This window comes from Paenibacillus sp. OAS669 (genome assembly GCF_014873645.1).
Classification (GTDB): Bacteria; Bacillota; Bacilli; order Paenibacillales; family NBRC-103111; genus Paenibacillus_S; species Paenibacillus_S vulneris.
In genome coordinates this window covers 92,014-108,892 of sequence record NZ_JADBDR010000008.1, presented here as the reverse complement: position 1 = coordinate 108,892, position 16,879 = coordinate 92,014, and the positions used below count along the sequence as shown (strand labels likewise).

Annotated in this window: 18 protein-coding genes; 8 read left to right on the top strand and 10 right to left on the bottom strand. The window is 49.4% G+C overall.

All coding sequences use genetic code 11. The features are described from left to right. Positions 1 to 77: 77 nt before the first annotated feature. Complete coding sequence (locus GGC63_RS18705) at positions 78 to 908, bottom strand: alkaline phosphatase family protein (RefSeq protein ID WP_192703587.1); 831 nt, start codon at positions 906 to 908, stop codon at positions 78 to 80. Between the two features lie 206 nt (positions 909 to 1,114). Continuing rightward, positions 1,115 to 2,281: a serine hydrolase domain-containing protein gene (locus GGC63_RS18700; RefSeq protein WP_192703586.1), complete on the bottom strand. Its 1,167-nt coding sequence runs from the start codon at positions 2,279 to 2,281 to the stop codon at positions 1,115 to 1,117. Positions 2,282 to 2,451: 170 nt separating this feature from the next. Here GGC63_RS18700 and GGC63_RS18695 point away from each other — a divergent pair, with 170 nt between their 5' ends. After that, positions 2,452 to 2,895: an Lrp/AsnC family transcriptional regulator gene (locus GGC63_RS18695; RefSeq protein ID WP_079912674.1), complete on the top strand. Its 444-nt coding sequence runs from the start codon at positions 2,452 to 2,454 to the stop codon at positions 2,893 to 2,895. Between the two features lie 77 nt (positions 2,896 to 2,972). On the opposite strand, the gene GGC63_RS18690 is transcribed toward GGC63_RS18695, so the two are convergent. Together GGC63_RS18690 and GGC63_RS18685 are read right to left on the bottom strand one after the other, a co-directional pair. After that, positions 2,973 to 4,172, bottom strand: coding sequence for an MFS transporter (locus GGC63_RS18690; protein ID WP_192703585.1), 1,200 nt, complete (start codon positions 4,170 to 4,172; stop codon positions 2,973 to 2,975). A 416-nt stretch (positions 4,173 to 4,588) separates the two neighbouring features. Beyond that, on the bottom strand, positions 4,589 to 6,412 hold the full coding sequence (locus GGC63_RS18685) for a rhamnogalacturonan lyase (protein ID WP_318781089.1): 1,824 nt from the start codon (positions 6,410 to 6,412) through the stop codon (positions 4,589 to 4,591). A 319-nt stretch (positions 6,413 to 6,731) separates the two neighbouring features. Here GGC63_RS18685 and GGC63_RS18680 point away from each other — a divergent pair, with 319 nt between their 5' ends. Both GGC63_RS18680 and GGC63_RS18675 read left to right on the top strand, forming a co-directional pair. Continuing rightward, a complete protein-coding gene (locus GGC63_RS18680) occupies positions 6,732 to 6,920 on the top strand; it encodes a hypothetical protein (RefSeq protein ID WP_192703583.1) in 189 nt (62 codons plus the stop codon). Positions 6,921 to 7,020: 100 nt separating this feature from the next. Beyond that, positions 7,021 to 7,866 (top strand): helix-turn-helix domain-containing protein, encoded by an 846-nt coding sequence (locus tag GGC63_RS18675; RefSeq protein ID WP_192703582.1) that lies wholly within the window; start codon positions 7,021 to 7,023, stop codon positions 7,864 to 7,866. Positions 7,867 to 7,948: 82 nt separating this feature from the next. Here the strand turns inward: GGC63_RS18675 and GGC63_RS18670 are convergent, their stop codons facing one another. Beyond that, on the bottom strand, positions 7,949 to 8,437 hold the full coding sequence (locus tag GGC63_RS18670) for a hypothetical protein (protein WP_192703581.1): 489 nt from the start codon (positions 8,435 to 8,437) through the stop codon (positions 7,949 to 7,951). A 183-nt stretch (positions 8,438 to 8,620) separates the two neighbouring features. Between GGC63_RS18670 and GGC63_RS18665 the strand changes: the two genes are divergently transcribed. Next, complete coding sequence (locus GGC63_RS18665; RefSeq protein ID WP_079912679.1) at positions 8,621 to 8,848, top strand: alpha/beta-type small acid-soluble spore protein; 228 nt, start codon at positions 8,621 to 8,623, stop codon at positions 8,846 to 8,848. 201 nt (positions 8,849 to 9,049) lie between these two features. Here the strand turns inward: GGC63_RS18665 and GGC63_RS18660 are convergent, their stop codons facing one another. Both GGC63_RS18660 and GGC63_RS18655 read right to left on the bottom strand, forming a co-directional pair. Then, a complete protein-coding gene (locus GGC63_RS18660; RefSeq protein WP_079912680.1) occupies positions 9,050 to 9,445 on the bottom strand; it encodes an O-methyltransferase in 396 nt (131 codons plus the stop codon). A gap of 234 nt (positions 9,446 to 9,679) precedes the next feature. Continuing rightward, complete coding sequence (locus GGC63_RS18655) at positions 9,680 to 10,072, bottom strand: VOC family protein (RefSeq protein WP_192703580.1); 393 nt, start codon at positions 10,070 to 10,072, stop codon at positions 9,680 to 9,682. A 225-nt stretch (positions 10,073 to 10,297) separates the two neighbouring features. On the opposite strand from GGC63_RS18655, the gene GGC63_RS18650 reads away from it, so the two are divergent. Further along, positions 10,298 to 11,557 (top strand): methyl-accepting chemotaxis protein, encoded by a 1,260-nt coding sequence (locus GGC63_RS18650; protein ID WP_144027965.1) that lies wholly within the window; start codon positions 10,298 to 10,300, stop codon positions 11,555 to 11,557. Between the two features lie 104 nt (positions 11,558 to 11,661). Here the strand turns inward: GGC63_RS18650 and GGC63_RS18645 are convergent, their stop codons facing one another. Then, entirely contained in the window at positions 11,662 to 13,449 is a 1,788-nt protein-coding gene (locus GGC63_RS18645) for a M3 family oligoendopeptidase (RefSeq protein ID WP_192703579.1), read from the bottom strand. Between the two features lie 158 nt (positions 13,450 to 13,607). Between GGC63_RS18645 and GGC63_RS18640 the strand changes: the two genes are divergently transcribed. Genes GGC63_RS18640 through GGC63_RS18630 form a run of 3 tightly spaced genes read left to right on the top strand, consistent with a single transcriptional unit; the run spans position 13,608 to position 15,174 of the window. Then, entirely contained in the window at positions 13,608 to 13,787 is a 180-nt protein-coding gene (locus GGC63_RS18640) for a YycC family protein (protein WP_192703578.1), read from the top strand. Positions 13,788 to 13,790: 3 nt separating this feature from the next. Beyond that, the gene (locus tag GGC63_RS18635) at positions 13,791 to 14,030 is read left to right on the top strand and encodes a hypothetical protein (protein ID WP_192703577.1); all 240 of its coding nucleotides are present in this window, start codon (positions 13,791 to 13,793) and stop codon (positions 14,028 to 14,030) included. 52 nt (positions 14,031 to 14,082) lie between these two features. Continuing rightward, positions 14,083 to 15,174 (top strand): diguanylate cyclase, encoded by a 1,092-nt coding sequence (locus tag GGC63_RS18630; RefSeq protein ID WP_192703576.1) that lies wholly within the window; start codon positions 14,083 to 14,085, stop codon positions 15,172 to 15,174. Between the two features lie 66 nt (positions 15,175 to 15,240). On the opposite strand, the gene GGC63_RS18625 is transcribed toward GGC63_RS18630, so the two are convergent. Further along, a complete protein-coding gene (locus GGC63_RS18625) occupies positions 15,241 to 15,936 on the bottom strand; it encodes a DUF2225 domain-containing protein (RefSeq protein WP_318781082.1) in 696 nt (231 codons plus the stop codon). A 108-nt stretch (positions 15,937 to 16,044) separates the two neighbouring features. Continuing rightward, a complete protein-coding gene (locus GGC63_RS18620; protein ID WP_192703575.1) occupies positions 16,045 to 16,434 on the bottom strand; it encodes a globin in 390 nt (129 codons plus the stop codon). Positions 16,435 to 16,879: the final 445 nt, after the last annotated feature.

Below are 16,879 nucleotides of genomic sequence, written 5' to 3'. Positions count from 1 at the left end.
ATATGTGGCTGCGCTGTCATCCCGGCAAACAATCACGATGAAGCCGCTTCCCGCTCCATCGTGATCTTCCGGCGAGGTTACCGCCTTCCCAATCCCATCAGCCAGCCTTCGGGTACACTGGCTTCCCATTCCTGCGGCTGTTCGAGACCCATGGCTCTGCATACGACGGCGGCCGTATCCATAAGCCCCAGCTCTGGAGGTACCTTGGAGCCAGCTTCAATCCCTGGGCCCGAGCAAGTCCAGAACACGGTTTTATCCAGCGGATCATCGCTGCCATGGCCCTTGGGATTGACTCCGCCGCCTCCGTGATCCGTCGTGATCACAACGAGGCCATCCTCCGCCCAGCCTGCCTCCTCCACCGCATCGAGCAGAATACCGGTGAACCGGTCCGTCTCCGTTATAGCCTCCAAATAATCCGATGTGCCATAGCCGAACTTATGTCCTGCGTAATCGGGATAATCGAACTGTATGAATAACAAGTATACATCCGGGTTGCTTCTTATATAACCAGCTGCAGCCTCTGCCAGCTCCTTATCCGGCAAAGACACTTTATGTACTCCGATGCCCTCCTCAATAATTCCGTCCATAATCGGCTGCCAACAGGTAAACGCCGCCAGCTTGCGATCGGGATAAGCCTCATGTGCCAGCCTGAAGAACGAAGGATAAGGCGAATCGGAGGGATACCTAGAGGCGGCCGCCGTTTCATTAGTCAGCCTGTGCTTGACCGGGGGAGCCCCATGCAACAGCGAACCCCAGCACTGTGCGCTGATCGTCGGTGATACGGTCTGGGCCGTAAAGGTGGAAGCCCCCCTCGCCATCCACCGGTCCAATACGGGCGTTGACGTTTGCTGGACAAAGCTTCCTGCACCGTCCCACCCGATCACGATGATTCTATTGATTGATTTCATTGGTTGATCTCCCAATGTTCCTCTCCCCTTACCTGCGAAAGTAGGTATTGCTCCAATATTCGAATACCTGCACCTCCATTGTATAGGGATTTCAACAATAGTCAACACTAAATCCAATTAAACACAATAAATCACACAAAATTCCTCATAGATTATCGAGGTCCTTTTTCCGGTTTCATGTTCTGATGCGCTAAATGTCTGAGGAATTACTTAACTCCTCGAATACCCTCGTAGACAGATTCGCACAGCTCCGTTGTAAACCTGCCTGACATTCCTTCAAGCGCCGTATTGGTGAACGCTACAACAATAAGCTCCTCACTCGGATCAACAAACCAGGAGTGACCATAGGTGCCACCCATCCGCCACGTTCCCGGCGATTCAGGTGTATTGGCAAGCGCTGGGTCTTTAAGCAGCGTGAAACCAAGTCCAAAGCCTCTCCCCGGCCAATAGGGCATCACAAGGTTACCAATTTGATTAGTTGTCATTTCTGTGACAAGAGCCTTCGGCAGAATCGGATCTCCTCCCTGCCGCAAAGCTTCCAGCAGTTTAAGAAAGTCTCCTGCGCTGCCAATCATACCGGCTCCCCCGGAAGGATAAGCTGTCTTATCGGTAAACCTGTTGGGTGAAAGGAGGAATCCTGCCGTCCCCTCCACGAAAGGAATGGTATCCGAATCTTGTAAGCGCCGAGGCTCTCCAGCGCTGTCTGCGTAAGCCGTGGTCAATCTGTCCGTGTCCACGGCGTTAAAATCCGTGTCCGTCATGGAAAGCGGCTGAGTTACAAGCACCCGTACAGCTTCACTTAGCGGCATACCAGTAACCTTTTCGATGACCGCTCCGAGCACGTCTGTTGCTATGGAATACCTCCACATTTTCCCCGGCTCATATAGAAGCGGAACAGAAGCGAGTCTTTGCAGATTCTCTTCAAGTGAAATTCCCGCCAGATCCATGCCGTCCGATACCCCGGCAAGCTCATAAGTTCCCTTTTCTTCTTGGAAGAAACGGTAGGTTAAGCCGGCGGTATGCGTCATCAGATGGTGAACGGTCATGGAGGCATCCTGTCCGTTTGGCAGTTTGGGACGAAAGGCGGGCAACCATTTTTCCACCAGATCGTTTACCTGCAATCTCCCTTGTGAAATTAATACTAAGGCTGCCGTTGACACGATCGGCTTGGTTACCGAAGCATATCTAAACAATGCATTTTCCTGCATCGGCCGCTTCTGCTCGCGGTCGGCCCAACCAGCAGGCCTGCTGTAAACGAGGTTTCCTCCTAATGCAATTTGGACGACGGTACCCACGATCCTTTTTTCCTCAAGTGTGCGGTCAATTACCTCATTGACGCTTTTATGCACGAATTCCAGGTCTGTCTTTATCATGCTTCTCATCCTCTCCTGCTGTAATTTACTTGATTATTTATAGCAAGTGTGTTTATTATATAAATAATTTCCGCCGCCTTACATAAAACAAACAAGTTAAATAAAGAAGTTTTCGATGATTATAAAGGTATTTAAAAGAAATAACTTTTAAATTAAAGGGGACGATTTTCTTGGACGAAATCGATAAAAACATCCTGCTCCAATTGCAGAACCAGGCGAGATTATCCATGACAGATCTAGGAAAGCTGGTGGGACTGTCTCAGCCAGCTGTAACTGAACGTGTGAAACGCATGGAAGAAAAGGGGGTTATCGAGGAATACCGAACCATCATTTCTTCACAAAAAGTGGGTAAGCAATGCACAGCCTATATGCTTGTTCGGACCCGGAATTGCTATCCTTTCCTTGATTTTTGTCGTTCATCACCGGAGGTCACGGAATGTTATCGGATAAGCGGAGAGCATAATTATTTATTGAAGGTCCTCACGGAAACAACCCAGGAGCTAGAGGAGTTTGAAAACCGGTGCGACCAATACGGAACCTACACGACTCTGATCGTAATGTCTTCACCGATCGCTTATAAAAATCTCATTGGAGAAACGAATTTGCTCGCATAAGATGTAATTCTATAATCTCAAAAAAAGAATCCGCCTTGCAGCGGATTCTGCTTATGTTATACATACTCGTGACTCCTTTAGGAAGGAAAGCCATTCTTTTTAGCTAGCCAAGCTGCAAGCAAGGAGGGAAGCAGCAGGATGATTAATGAGCCCGGGAGGAATCCGGCTCCAAGCAGTTCGAGAAGAAACCCACCGATAATCCCTCCTCCGCCGATTGCCACATTCCACGCGGTGACCAGCATCGATTGGGCTATATCTGCGCTATTTCCCCCAGCTTGTGCTATTGCTGTTTGCAGTAAAGTGGCTGCCCCGCCAAACGTAAGCCCCCACGCCGTAACGCCAACAATGATGATGGCAGGCTGATGCATTCCGATTCCCAAAGCTGCAGAGGCCAAAGCAAATCCCGTGATACTGATTAAAACCAGTATTCTTAGATAACGGTCAATCAGCATGCCTATCACCCAAATGCCGACAACCGAGGTAATTCCGAAAATAAGAAGAACCAAATCCACTCGCTGAGCAAACGCGGTTTCCGCAAGATACGGTGCAATATAAGTGTACAAAATATTATGAGCTAGTACCCATGCCAAAACGACGAACAGAATCGGCCGTACACCGGGAATCAAGAAAACCTTGTGCAAAGGGAGCTGATCACCGGCAGGCTCTCCGGCATAATCCGGCACCTTCCAGAGCACCCAGCCAATAAGGGCTGCAGTCAGTAATGATACAGCTCCGAAAATGAAACGCCACCCTGTATATGTACCGAAAAATGTACCAAGCGGAACGCCCAGCGCCAATGCCAGCGGGGTGCCAACCATGGCTACGGCCATCGCTCTTCCTTTCAACGAATCAGGCACCATGCGCCGCGCATAACCGGCCGTCATCCCCCACAGTACACCCGCCGAGACACCTGCGAAGAAACGTGCGACAAGCGTCAGTACATAAACGGAAGATAACGCGGTGATGGTGTTAAAAATAAGAAAGCCGATGATGCACAGCAGCAGAAGCGGCCGGCGTCTCCACTCGCGGGTAGCTGTTGTTAAAGGAATGGCGGCCAGAAGAGATCCAACCGCATAGAGAGTGACCAATTGTCCGGCAAGAGCTTCTGTGACCCCAAGATCCAGTGCAATTTGCGGCAGTAATCCAGCAGGCAGGCCTTCCGTAAGAATGCAGATGAATCCCGCCATGGCTAAGGCCAGCAGCCCGACCCACTGAAGACGTTTGGAAGACGACACATTTGCTCCGCCTTTTCTTATAAGAGCAGTGTTTGAGTTCACGAAAAAATCTCCTTTATTTATTTTTTGCCGCTTAAAAAAGCGTTGGCTTTCGTATAAGCATATATAAATAAAACATTTTTTTACATGGATGATTAAAGGAGCATGAAGCGAATGAAAAGGAAAATACTTTTATTTTTATAAAAATTCCATGATTTTAAAGGCAAAAAGGCAGCATCGTCAGATGCCGCCTAATGTTAAATCGTAATCGACGAGCTTGAGACGTGTGGTGGAGATCCTGCTGCCGCTCTAGCGCTCTAGAAATAAAGGAGTCGTGAAGTTGAACGAATGTAAAAATACGGAACCAGCTATTCTCCCGGTAGCTTAATGACGTTCCTAGTCTAATGGTTTATATTCTTTTTACACTAAAAAAAGCGCAAACTCGGCAGAAACGCCAAATTCGCACTTTTTACAGAATGTTATGGTGTGTACATATTCGGCTGTGCCGGGGAACTCATCCCGTTGCCAAGGAAGTAGCTGGTATGGGGAGGCTGATTGTAGCCTACGTTTTGCCATGCAATGCCGAGCCGGTATACCGGATCATGCATCAACGTATACAACCGGGTGCTGGTCACATCCGTTGTCGTATAAATTCTCAGCGCCGTGCTGTCCGTCGTTCTCCACACGACTTCCTCGCGCCAATCGCCCAGCAGATCCGCCTGCAGAGTCGGTGTCGCTTTGGTGCTGTTGTTGGAGGCCGTTCCCGTTGCAGTCAATAAATTCGTCGTCGTAGAACTGCTGTAGTTCCACTTGTCAATCCGGATATCATCCAGCAGCTCCCGCTGTAAATCTCCATCCCACCATATACCGAAGTTTGTGGAGGAAGGCAGCGTCGTGCCGATTTTGGTCCCCGTGCTGGTATACAGACCGCCGTTAGCCCACACTTCTTCACCGGGGTAGCGTGGATCAATGTCGGCAGACATGCCTCGGCCTACGTCTTTGCCCGCATAGACGCCCCAGATGGTCTGCCCTGTTTTGGCATCGCGGTATTCCAATCCGTATGCGGCGGAGGTACTCTCATGAACCTGGAACACCTCCAGGCCCGGACGGTTGGGGTCCAGATCGCCCAGATGCATGGCGTCGCCATGGCCTAATCCAGTCGAGTACAGCCTGCCTCCATTGTCGTCCACAGCCATGGCGCCGTAGATGATCTCATCCTTGCCGTCCCCATCCACATCAGCGACGCTCAGGTTATGATTGCCTTGACCGGCATAAGCGGAATTGCCTGACGCGTTCGAATCGAAGGTCCACAGCTTGGTAAGCTGACCGCCCCTCCAGTTATAGGCTACCAGTACCGAGCGTGTGTAGTAGCCCCGTGCCATGACCAGGCTGGGCTTTTGCCCGTCCAAATAAGCGATGCAGGCGAGGAAACGGTCGACACGGTTACCGTAGTTGTCACCCCAATCGCTTACTGTACCGCGTGGAGAATCATAATTGGTTGTGACGAGCGCCTTGCCGTTCGTGCCCTGGAAAATGGTTAAATACTCGGGGCCAGACAAGACCCGTCCCGCCGAATTGCGGTAATCCGCAGTGGCGCTGCCAATGACTACCCCGGTTCCATCCGTCGTGCCATCCGCCGTTTTCATGGCCACCTCGGCCTTGCCGTCACCATCCAGATCATAAGCCATGATCTGCGTATAATGGGCTCCGGCACGAATATTTTTGCCCATGCCGATTCTCCAGAGACGGGTTCCGTTCAATTTGTATGCATCGACGAACACTTCGCCGGTATACCCGTCCTGTGAGTTATCCTTGGAATTGGAGGGGTCCCACTTCAAGATGATTTCATACTGCCCGTCCCCATCCAGGTCGGCCGCCGTAGCATCGTTGGCGCTGTATGTGTACGCTACACCGTCAGGGGTTGTTCCTCCGGCAGGCTTCTGCAGAGGCACAGTTAAGTAATTAGTCCCCCACACGCTGATGGTTGGCGATGCCGTCTGTTCTACTCCTCCCACCACAGCCCGGACATAGTAAGTGGAGCTTGCCGTTCCTCCAGTGTCCTGGTAATTCGTACTGGATGTGATGGGAGAGCTGTTGAGCTTCGTTCCGTTGCGGTATAAGTTGAAGGAAGTACTGCTTGCTTCCGTACCGAGCAGCCGCCAGCTTACGAACACCCCCGTGCCCGTCTTGACGGCGACCAGCCCTCTATCCAGCTTCTCCATTTGTCTGGCAACTCCCGCGGCTGAAGCTTGCCCGGGACTGACGAAGGATTGCAGAGGGAGCAGGAAAGAGCTTGCCAGCATGCAGCTCAGCAGCATCATGCCGGATTTTTTGAGCCTGCGTTTTACTGTTTTTAGCATTGTATACCCTCCTAAAAGTTTTCTGAAGGAAAACTTGCTTCGTAAGCATTCGCTTAAAGTTTTTCTGAAGGAAAAACTGACTTCGCAAGCTTTCAGGACGTATCTTTGATCGGGCTCATCATCTCACCCCCCAGTGAAATAGTGCGGCAGGGCCGCCCGCAAATTTGGGTCTTCGCCTCCCCATTTTCAGTTCGTTTATCGGCCCCCTCTTCCACCTTTTTTCGTGATACTCGCTCATCCCAGAAATGATAGCGTTTCCAAAATGTTCACTAGCGATATTCGCCAAATCGTTGCCGGTTATTACTACAACAAGCTCTACAGGCTCATCCAATTATGGGCTTCACGCCACCCGGACCACGGTTTGTTCTCCCTTTTTCCCTACAGTGCAAGCTTAATGAGAAGCGGCGAAGCAGCTGCAGCAGGCAGTCCGCTCACTCAATTTACTGTCTAACGTCTTCCTTGTAAACGGATTCATTTTTTTGATCCGATTTTTTTTGAATCTATTGATTCGCCTTTGTGTTCATTATAATATACACGTAAAAGGGGGGAACATGATGGATTTGGCTAGTTTTTTGCACGATACTGCTAATGAGAATTTAACGACCATTCCCGGTATCTTGATTGCGGACCGCTATGAGCGCTCTTATGGCTACAAAGTAAAACGTTCCAAAGGGACGAATGATTTTTACTTAACGTATACGTGCTCGGGGAAAGGAATCTTTTATAATGGAAAAGAGTCATGCGAGTGTGCGGAAGGGGAAGTCAGCATCATCATACCGGGAACGCCCCATTACTATGCAACCGCGGAAAATGAGATTTGGCAGTTCTTCTGGTGCCACTTTATTCCCCGCGAACCGTGGATGCCTCTATTGCAGCTGCCCGAACCCATCAAAGGGATCAAACGCATCCGAATTGACTCTGAACTCATGAACGTGCGCCTTTCTTCAGCCTTCTCCAACCTGGTTCAATACACGCTGGAAACCGGACCGTTGTCTGAACGCCTTGCCATCAACGCGTTGGAGCAAGTGCTCCTGCTCATTGCAAGCAGCCGCGCCGACAAGCTACAGCATATCGACCCCCGCATTCAGGAAGCTCTCGACCTGCTGTCCAATCATTATTACAAGCCTTATACCGTTGCTTCATTAGCCTCTCACGTAAATTTATCCCCATCCCGTTTTGCCCATTTGTTCAAGAATCAGACCGGCGAGTCCGTCATGGAAATGCTCATTAAAATCCGTTTGCAGCATGCCAAAAAAAGGCTGGAGCATACTCCTCTATCTATAGCGGAAATCGCCGCAGAGGTAGGATTCAACAACCCGTTTTATTTTACACGCCAATTCACTTCATTTTACGGCTGTCCGCCGGCTGCCTTCAGGAAGAAAGTAAAATCGCTTTAACTCCTTCCGCCACGATGAGGAGTCTCAGGGTGACCGCATTCATCTCGCTGGGCCAGCTCTCGACAAGACGAATGCCGCCTTTTTACTGCTTTTGTTCAAGCTCCGCCAACAGCCGCTTCACTACCTCGACCGTATCGGCAAACAATGGACGATAGTCCAAGCCTTCTATGAAGGTCAAATAAGCCTTCGCTATAGACACAACCTGCTCTTCGTACTGAGACGCTTGCACGGTGTATGTTCCAAGCTCCCTGGACGGCCCCTGTTCTTTCTCCTCCAGCTCTGTCAATTCCAGCAAGCCTCCGTCCAGATGTCTCACCCTGTAAGTATACGCCCTGCATTCCGGATCGCCGCATCCGCAGCAAAAGAATGGAATCCGCTGCCAAAGGTCGGGCGCCGACCAACGATAAGGCTCCACATCAGACCGTGTGCTCAGCAGCATGGCGGGTAGTCCGACATCCACGCACAAAGGCTCGTCAATAAGCAGCTCCCCGTCGATTTCCAGCTTGACGTCCGCTTGGATGATTTGTAGCTCGGAGTCCCATGACCATCCCGAATAACGCAATTGAAACATAAGCTTCTCTCCTCTCGCTGCCAATCCATAATGCCCTTGCTTATTCTCTTCATTATAAAAAAACACAGCAAGCTTGTATAGAAGCCGGCAAAGCTTGTTGAAGCCGTGTTAATAATTTCCATTTATTTCATGCGTATAATTTCACTTTTGGTACATACTACCTAGTGAACGGAGGTGATTACAATGGCACAAGGACAATCCCGCAGCAGTAACCAACTAGTTGTACCTCAAGCGAACCAAGCTTTAGACCAATTGAAGTACGAAGTGGCACAAGAATTGGGAATTCAAATTCCTCAAGACGGTTATTTTGGTTTCATGGCAACCCGTGATACGGGTGCAATCGGGGGCCACATCACCCGTCGTCTTGTTCAAATCGCTGAGCAGCAATTGGCAGGCAAGTTTACAAGATAATGATTCACTTCCATACTTACGCCAGGGGCGACTCCTACGAGCTGCCCCTTTTCTTGTACCAAATGAAAAACCCCGCCGACCTGTCGGCAGGGAAACCATTTTAAGCAAAGCTCAATCCTGTGATAAATAATTAAGAAAATAATAAGAATGAAAAAGAAATAAGTGCTGATTCAAGCCATCAACGGTTTTTTGTAATATAGATCATACATTCTGGTATTGCAGCTTCCGTTTTTTCTCCGCATCGGCAAAAATGCTTGCCATATTGTAATTCGATTCAAAGGCAATGCTCGTGCACAGCGTGTTCTTCTTCATGGCAAATTCGAATAAAATCTCCCCGTGGGTCCATCGTTTCAACTTCAATGATTCCAGCGCCGTTTGGCGAAACGATTGCACATGAACCTCCGATAAGCCTGAGTCCATGACTTCCAGCTGGTTCCCTCTGCTCTCTGCAGGGAAAGCCCTTACTCCAAATTTGCCAATAACATTGTTACGGATTTGTACGAATACCGTCCCCGAAGTCAGATGTGCCAGTTCATCCCTAATCTCGCGGAATACAAAGTCCAGCTGTCTGGCTAAAGGCACATTTTCTAAAATCATCAACATCCTCCTATCTAGTTCGTTTGTAGTACACTTACAAAATCTTCATGTTTTTCTAGGGCTGTAGCCCTATTATATGTAAAAATTATACGTTTATCAACAATAAATAACAATTTTCAGAAAACTTCCCATCGTTCAACAAAATCCTACAAAAACAGACAACCGCCAGTCTGCGATTGTCTGTCCATTTCGTCTATTCTATCCCTCTTGGCGTTGAATTTTTGGTTCGTTTGGTTAAGTCTCATCGCAAATTTCTGCATTGATTTCAATGATATTTCTATCGGGATCGAGCACATAAATCTGAGGGAAGCCCGCTTTGGGATAAGGCCTCGCTTCATGCGGTATGCCATTCTGATTCAGCCATTGGATGGCCTCTTTATAGCTGCGCACTCGAATAGCAAAATGACCGTCCCGCGTATGAATTTCCCCTTCTCTTAAGGTTTCGCCGTTATGAACAATAAGATGCAGCTGCTGCCCGCCGGACCCAAGTGAGTACCATGCACCGGGAAAATCAAACGGAGGGCGCTCGATCTCCTGAAGCCCGATAATGTTCTTATAGAAAGCCTTTGACCTCTCCAAATCCCGTACGCATACGCTGACGTGGTGTATTCCTTCAATAGTCATCATGTTTCATTCCTCCAACCTGTAACTGTATAGGGCTTCCTCTATTGTAGTACTTTTATGACTTTTGGCATATTCCCGAAATTATCAAATGCAGCCTGTTCCTATGCGCTCCATTCGTCCTACATTCTCCGTTATTGCTAGGACAAAGGGTATAGACCATGGTACTATTGGGTGATATAATTCTTCATAGTAAGATTTTAACATTTCATTCCTGAAGGGGACATGCTGATGAACTGGATTCAAGGCCTATCATTTAAAAAGAAACTGCAGTTCGGCTGCTACACGTTAGTCGCCATCTACTCCATCGCCTTGCTGATCGTCATTATTCAAAACTCGGAGCATCTGATCGCGGGCATTTCATTTCTCGTTCTTATGATTGCGTTAACCTTTCCTTTTATTAGCTGGTTTGAGAGAACGCTTACAGAGCCAATAACTACGATTTCACGTGTTGCTATCAACGTCTCCAAAGGGGACTTCTCCCAAAAAATCCAGATTCAAAGCAATGACGCTTTGGGCGAGCTCGGCACTGCCTTCAACAAGATGATGGACAAACTCCGCGAAATTCTGCAGAATACAGGCGATATGTCGAAGCATGTCTTCGATTCGAGCCGCGACATTTTCCTTAAGAACGAAAATTTACGCTCTGTTCTTGAGCAAGTCGCTCTTTCTTCCAACGAGCTTGCGTCCGGAGCCAATCAAATCTCGGAAGAAATATCGGATATCTCTGTAGCGACCAAGGATATTGAGCAAAAGGTGACCACCTATACCGCATCCACCAAAGAGATGGATTCCCGCTCCGGACAGATGCTATCCCTCGTCGAAAAAGGTATGAAGGCCGTCGAAACACAGAGCGAGGGCATGAAACGCAACGTAACCGCTACATCCAACGTATCGCAAACCATCGATCAGCTGGCGCAATTGGCCAACGGGATTTCACAAATGACCCGGACGATCTCCGATATCGCCGAGCAGACGAATCTGCTCTCGTTAAACGCCTCGATTGAAGCGGCGCGTGCCGGCGAGCATGGAAAGGGCTTTGCCGTTGTGGCCCAGGAGGTCCGCAAGCTTGCAGAGGAATCAACCGTCTCTACCAAGGAAGTATTCCAGCTGGTTAAGGGCATTGAGGAAGGCATCCGACAAGCGCTGGTCCATATGGCGGAAAACGAACAAATCGTCCATCAGCAGACTCAATTGATCACTGAAACTGAAACCGTTTTCGCGGACATTGTACACAGTGTCAAATTCATCTCGGAGCAAATCGCCTCCTTCGCCCGAGAAAGCGATCAGATGCTCGGCAGCGCACAACGCATCTCCGCCACGATGGAGAGCATTTCGGCTATCACCCAGCAATCCGCCGCAGGCACCGAGCAGGTATCCGCCTCGATGAACGAGCAAATCAACGAAGTGCAGGTTATGGTTGCCCAATCCGAGCAAATGACGAAGCTGGCAACCCAATTGCAGCAAACGATGCAAATCTTTAAGCTATAGGCCGCCGCATACGTTTACTGACTTACGGCGGTAACAGAAAGCCGGGGTGCGCAGCACCCCGGTATTGGTGTTGAGAAGCCTATGTAGCTTGAACCACTGCCCGCTTACTCCGTCAGGCTCATGAACGCTTTGACATCCTCAACCGATAAATCCATCGCCCGCTGCCAGAAATCCGGCTGACGGAGGTCGACGCCCAGATGCTTCTGCGCCAGCTCCTCCACCGTCATACTGCCGGTGTCGCGCAGCATCGCAATATATTTATCCTCGAAGGACTCACCTTGGCGCTGCGCTTCGGCGTAAATCCCGGAGCTGAACATGTAGCCGAACGTGTACGGGAAGTTATAGAACGGTACCTCCGTAATATAGAAATGAAGCTTGGAAGCCCAGAAATGCGGATGATATTCCTCCAGAGCATGGCTGTACCCTTCCTTCTGAGCTTCGATCATAAGCTCATTAAGGCGCTCTACGCTGACAATGCCCTTGGCCCGTTCTTCATAGAACCGGGTTTCAAACAGAAAGCGCGCATGAATATTCATATAGAACGCTACCGAGCGCTGAATCTTGTCTTCGAGCAGCGTAAGACGTTCTTCCTCCGTCGCAGCACCTTTGACAGCTGCATCGGCTACAACAATTTCAGCGAAGGTCGATGCGGTTTCCGCCACGTTCATGGCATATTCCTGCGCCAATGCCGGAAGGTCATTCATTACATGCTGATGATAGCCATGACCCAGCTCGTGGGCAAGAGTGGCTACATTGGACGCTGTTCCTGAATAGGTCATAAAAATTCGCGTTTCCTCCGCTATCGGGAACGAAGTGCAGAACCCGCCGGGTCTTTTGCCGGGACGGTCCTCTGCTTCAATCCAGCCCTTCTCAAAGGCCATAACGGAAAAATCGGCCATCCTGGGACTGAAGCGGCGGAACTGATCGACAATCAATTGGGCTCCTTCATCATAGCTGAAATGCTTGCTTCCTTCGCCGACAGGAGCCTCTACATCATACCAGCTCAGCTTCTCGACTCCGAGCAGCTTCGCCTTGCGTTCCAAGTATTGAACGAAGATGCCTTTGCTCCGTTCAATGACTCCCCACATTGCATCAAGAGTTTCCTTCGACATCCGGTTGATCGATAAAGGCTCCTTATGTATCGTATCCCAGCCGCGGCGCTCGTAAAGCTTTAACCGGAATCCGGCCAGATGATTCAGAGCATCTGCACAGTAATCGGCATGCTCCCCCCATTGCTGTTCCCACAGCTGGAACAAACGCTTCCGAACGGACCGGTCCGCACTGTGCATACGGTTAGCCGCTTGCCCTGCCGACAGCTCGATCGTCTCACCGTCCTCCTCCCAAGGGATTCGGAATTTGCTTACAGTCGTATTATAGGCTTCACCCCATCCGTGGTAGCCGTCAATCGCCAGATCGTTCACCAGTGCTTCCTGCTCGGGAGGCAGCTTGTCAGCCGCTTGCGAGCGGCGCTCAGTCAAAGGAAAAGCGATGCTCTGAAGCTCTGGAGCTGCCACCAGCTTCGCCCAGACATCGTCGTTGATCTCCGTCAATAATTGATCAAATCGGGTCAGCTCCGTTGCATAGGATGCCGATAACGTCTTGATCTTGCCGGCCAGTATGATAGCCTTTTTATCCGCTTGATTCTCAGCGGCCAAGCAGCCGACGAAGGAATCCGCTTCCCTGATTTTTTTTAATATGGATTGCAGTAAATCGATAACCGGTATGAACACGGCGGCATCGGCGGTTTGCGGTGCCTTGAACCCATCGAGGATAACCGATAATGACTTCAAATCCTTCTCAAGTGCTTCCAAAAAAGCATGAAACGCCGAGGAGCCGCTTCCGCCCGGGAAAAAACGCTCCAAATTCCATGTCTGCTGCAATGGTGTTTTCATGCAAACATCGCACCTTTCCTAAAAATTAGATACAATACATATTAAACCATAAAAAATGCCGAACCCAAAATAGCAAATCCACCATATTTTGGTTGAATTGTTATCGCGGGTGTGTTTAAATGGTGACTATAGATCTATTGACAGGAGTGAACGGCAACATGAAACCATTACAGATCTCGCCCGAAACAGCGCAAAAACTGGCAAAACAGCTTAACGTTCCCTTGGAGCATCTTATGCATATGCCCCAGCATATTTTAATGCAAAAGCTTGCAGAGCTTGCTAAAAGCGCTTCCAGCAAGGAAGAGACCGATGGCGGCAGCACGAAACAGGAGCCTTAAGCAATGATTCCATTTCATAACACATGGCCCTACGAGCAGATCCGGCAGGATATTTACGTCCATGAGTGCCCTTTTTGCAATGAGTCTAACGTACTACTTCCCTTCAAGAAAAAAGATTTACAGGAGATTATGGATGGAGCCAAGAAGCTCCTGGTATTCCGATGCTGTCATAATAAGATCATGATTATAGGTGCCGATCAAGATTATTTGCTAGCCAATCAGCCTTTACGAAACTTGCGCTGACGGAAGGTTCGTGCAGCGTATGCTGACTCTGATCAGGAGTGGAATAAGAAGCATGTACTACATTTCCTTTACGCACGCCTGCACCTTGATTGCTCTCAACTATGTGGCTTTAAAATTGAAGAACCGGATCCTTATCGAACGCTATACAACGTTCAGCGCCTCTCTATTGACGGGGATAGCCTCGATTATTACAATGCTGCAGCCGCTGCCTAATGACAGCCTGTTAACCGATTTACGGTTTGCTCCTATCGTTATGGCCGGCTTGCGGTTCGGACCGGTGGTATCGCTGCTGTCCGCCATCCTGCCTTCGTTATACATCTTTCATATGGATGAACCGCTCGCTGTGGTCAGAACCATGCAGGATTTAATTCTGCCCGCCGTCATCAGCTCGCTGTTCTATAAGAAGGATCAAGATAGCGGCTACGCCATGATTTCATTTCAAGACGGCCTGAAGATCTGCTTCCTGCTCGCTGCAATCCGGCTGGGTCTCGAATATTATTTACGGCACGAGCTGAGCGCCGGCCTTATGCTATCGCATGCGATTATGCTGGTGCTGTCCATTCTGGCGATTCAAGTTCTGATCGTGATGTACAACGATGACAACCGGTCCCAGATCTTGCAGCGCCGCTTCGAGCTTCTAGCCAATCAGGACGGCCTGACCGGACTGCCTAATTTACGGAGCTTCATGAGCATTGCCCGGAATACCTTCGAGCAGAGACCGCTTTCCATCATGATGGTCGACATTGATAATTTCAAGCGCTACAACGATACGTTCGGTCATTTGCAAGGAGACCAGCTGCTGCGCGAAGTCGGGCTGCTCCTCAGCTCCCTGATCGATGAACGCGATTACGTAGCACGGTACGGCGGGGAAGAATTCATTATCATGAGCCACTCCGTAGATATTTCGCGGTTGGAGCACTATGCGCACAGGCTGTGTAAAGCGGTTGCAGAGCATTCCTACCAAGCCAAGAGCGCCCTTCCGGTCACCATCTCCATTGGCATTTCCGTTTCCGACAGTGCTAACAAGGATCTGCTGCGCATCATATCCGAAGCGGATGAAGCTCTCTACCAATCCAAGAATAGAGGAAAAAACCGCTATACGTTCTATGCACCCGAACCTTCCCTGGCAACAAATAACGCATAATGCTTCATTCGATCCCTGAATGAGCACTATGCGTTATTTATTTTCCGTATGTAAGCTGCTTAGCTTCTACTCCATCATTTCCTGAGGCAGCTCCAGCCTCTCCGCCAGCATCTCCTCACGGGTAGCCGCCCACTGTTCGCGGGAGGCTCTGATCATAGCGGCATCCATGATGCGTTTATCGTTGATGACCCGTCCGAACCATTTGACCGCTTCATTATAATTTTTGAGCCTGCGGTTCAAATCCCCCAGCAAATACATGAGACGGGCGTTATTCAGCTCCGCACCTTCTGTTTCATACACGCTTGTGTACGCGTCCAGCGCGAACTGAAGGAACCGCTGCTCCTGCTCCGTATCCTGCTTGTAACGGTACAGCCAGGCGATATGGTGCAGCAGGCCCGCGATGACGCGCCCCTTTTCGTTCTTGATCTGGGCGCAAAGCAGGGCCAGCTTATAAGTATACAGCGCGTCTTCCCAGCTTCGCTCCTGCCCGTAATCCTTCATTGACCACTGCTCCGCCACCTTGGTCTTGAACAGATCTCTCTGAGCCGGCAAAAAGTGCGGGGATGTATTCTCCGTGCTGGCGTAGCCGCAGGATGGACATACCCTGACGACATAATAGTCGGGGTTGATGTCTTTATAATGAATGCAAAAATCCGTATCCGTCTGCTTCGCTTTCTTGAAGCTCGGCCTTACTCTTGACGTCTCGAAGGTTGCTTCGCAGTACGCGCATTCGACCTTCACCTGAAATAATGGCTCGACCACAAGTCCACTTCCTTTGTCATGTAGTTTATCCATTGGCGCAATAAACGGATGGCTGCCAAACCATCCGCAAGTCATGACTTTAATCGAACCTGAGACAAAACAACCCGATCAGCTGTTCACGAAATGATAAGCAGGCCCCTTCAGCCTTTCGAGCACAAACTCCTGAAGCTCAGGAGCAAGCCCTACTTTGGTGAGCGCCTGCTTCATGCAGCCAAGCCATGCATCCGCATGCCGGGTTGTAATTTCGAACGGCATATGACGCGCACGCATCATCGGGTGTCCGTGTACATCTGAATAGAGGGATGGACCTCCAAAAAACTGCGTCAAAAACATATATTGCTTTTCCATTACCGGATCTATATTTTCCGGAAATAAGGGACCGATTAACGGATGAGCCTGTACCAGAGGATAAAATTCCTCTACGATACGGCGAAACGTCTCTGCCCCTCCCAATGCCTCATAAGGCGTGATGTTCTGCGAATCCTGCTGACCGGACATCTCGTCTTCTCACCTGCTCTTTTTTATAAAATGGATCTATCCCTTGTTCCTTCTATATAACAAAAAAAGATGCTAATGCAACACGCGATTAGCATCCAGACCTTAGAAGAAACCGCAATATCCGAAGGGCATCAGCTTTCCAAATCCTCTTCACCGGAGGTCATTAAGGTTTCCCTAATGACATATACGAACGCACATACGAGAATTCCAGCAATCACACCTGTCATTTGACCAACTCCTCATTCTCATATTGGTACTATTGTACCATAAATCATCGTTAAATCCAGTCATTCTACAGTAAAATATCATATTTTTCTGACAGTTTGTCCCCGCTTCCATGAGGCATGTCTCCCCAAGATCATTCATATAAGTAAATGATGGTTGTACAATTTCGGAGTCGATTTGCTGGCGCAAAAACTCTTAGCCTATGCTTCCGTTGCCAGTT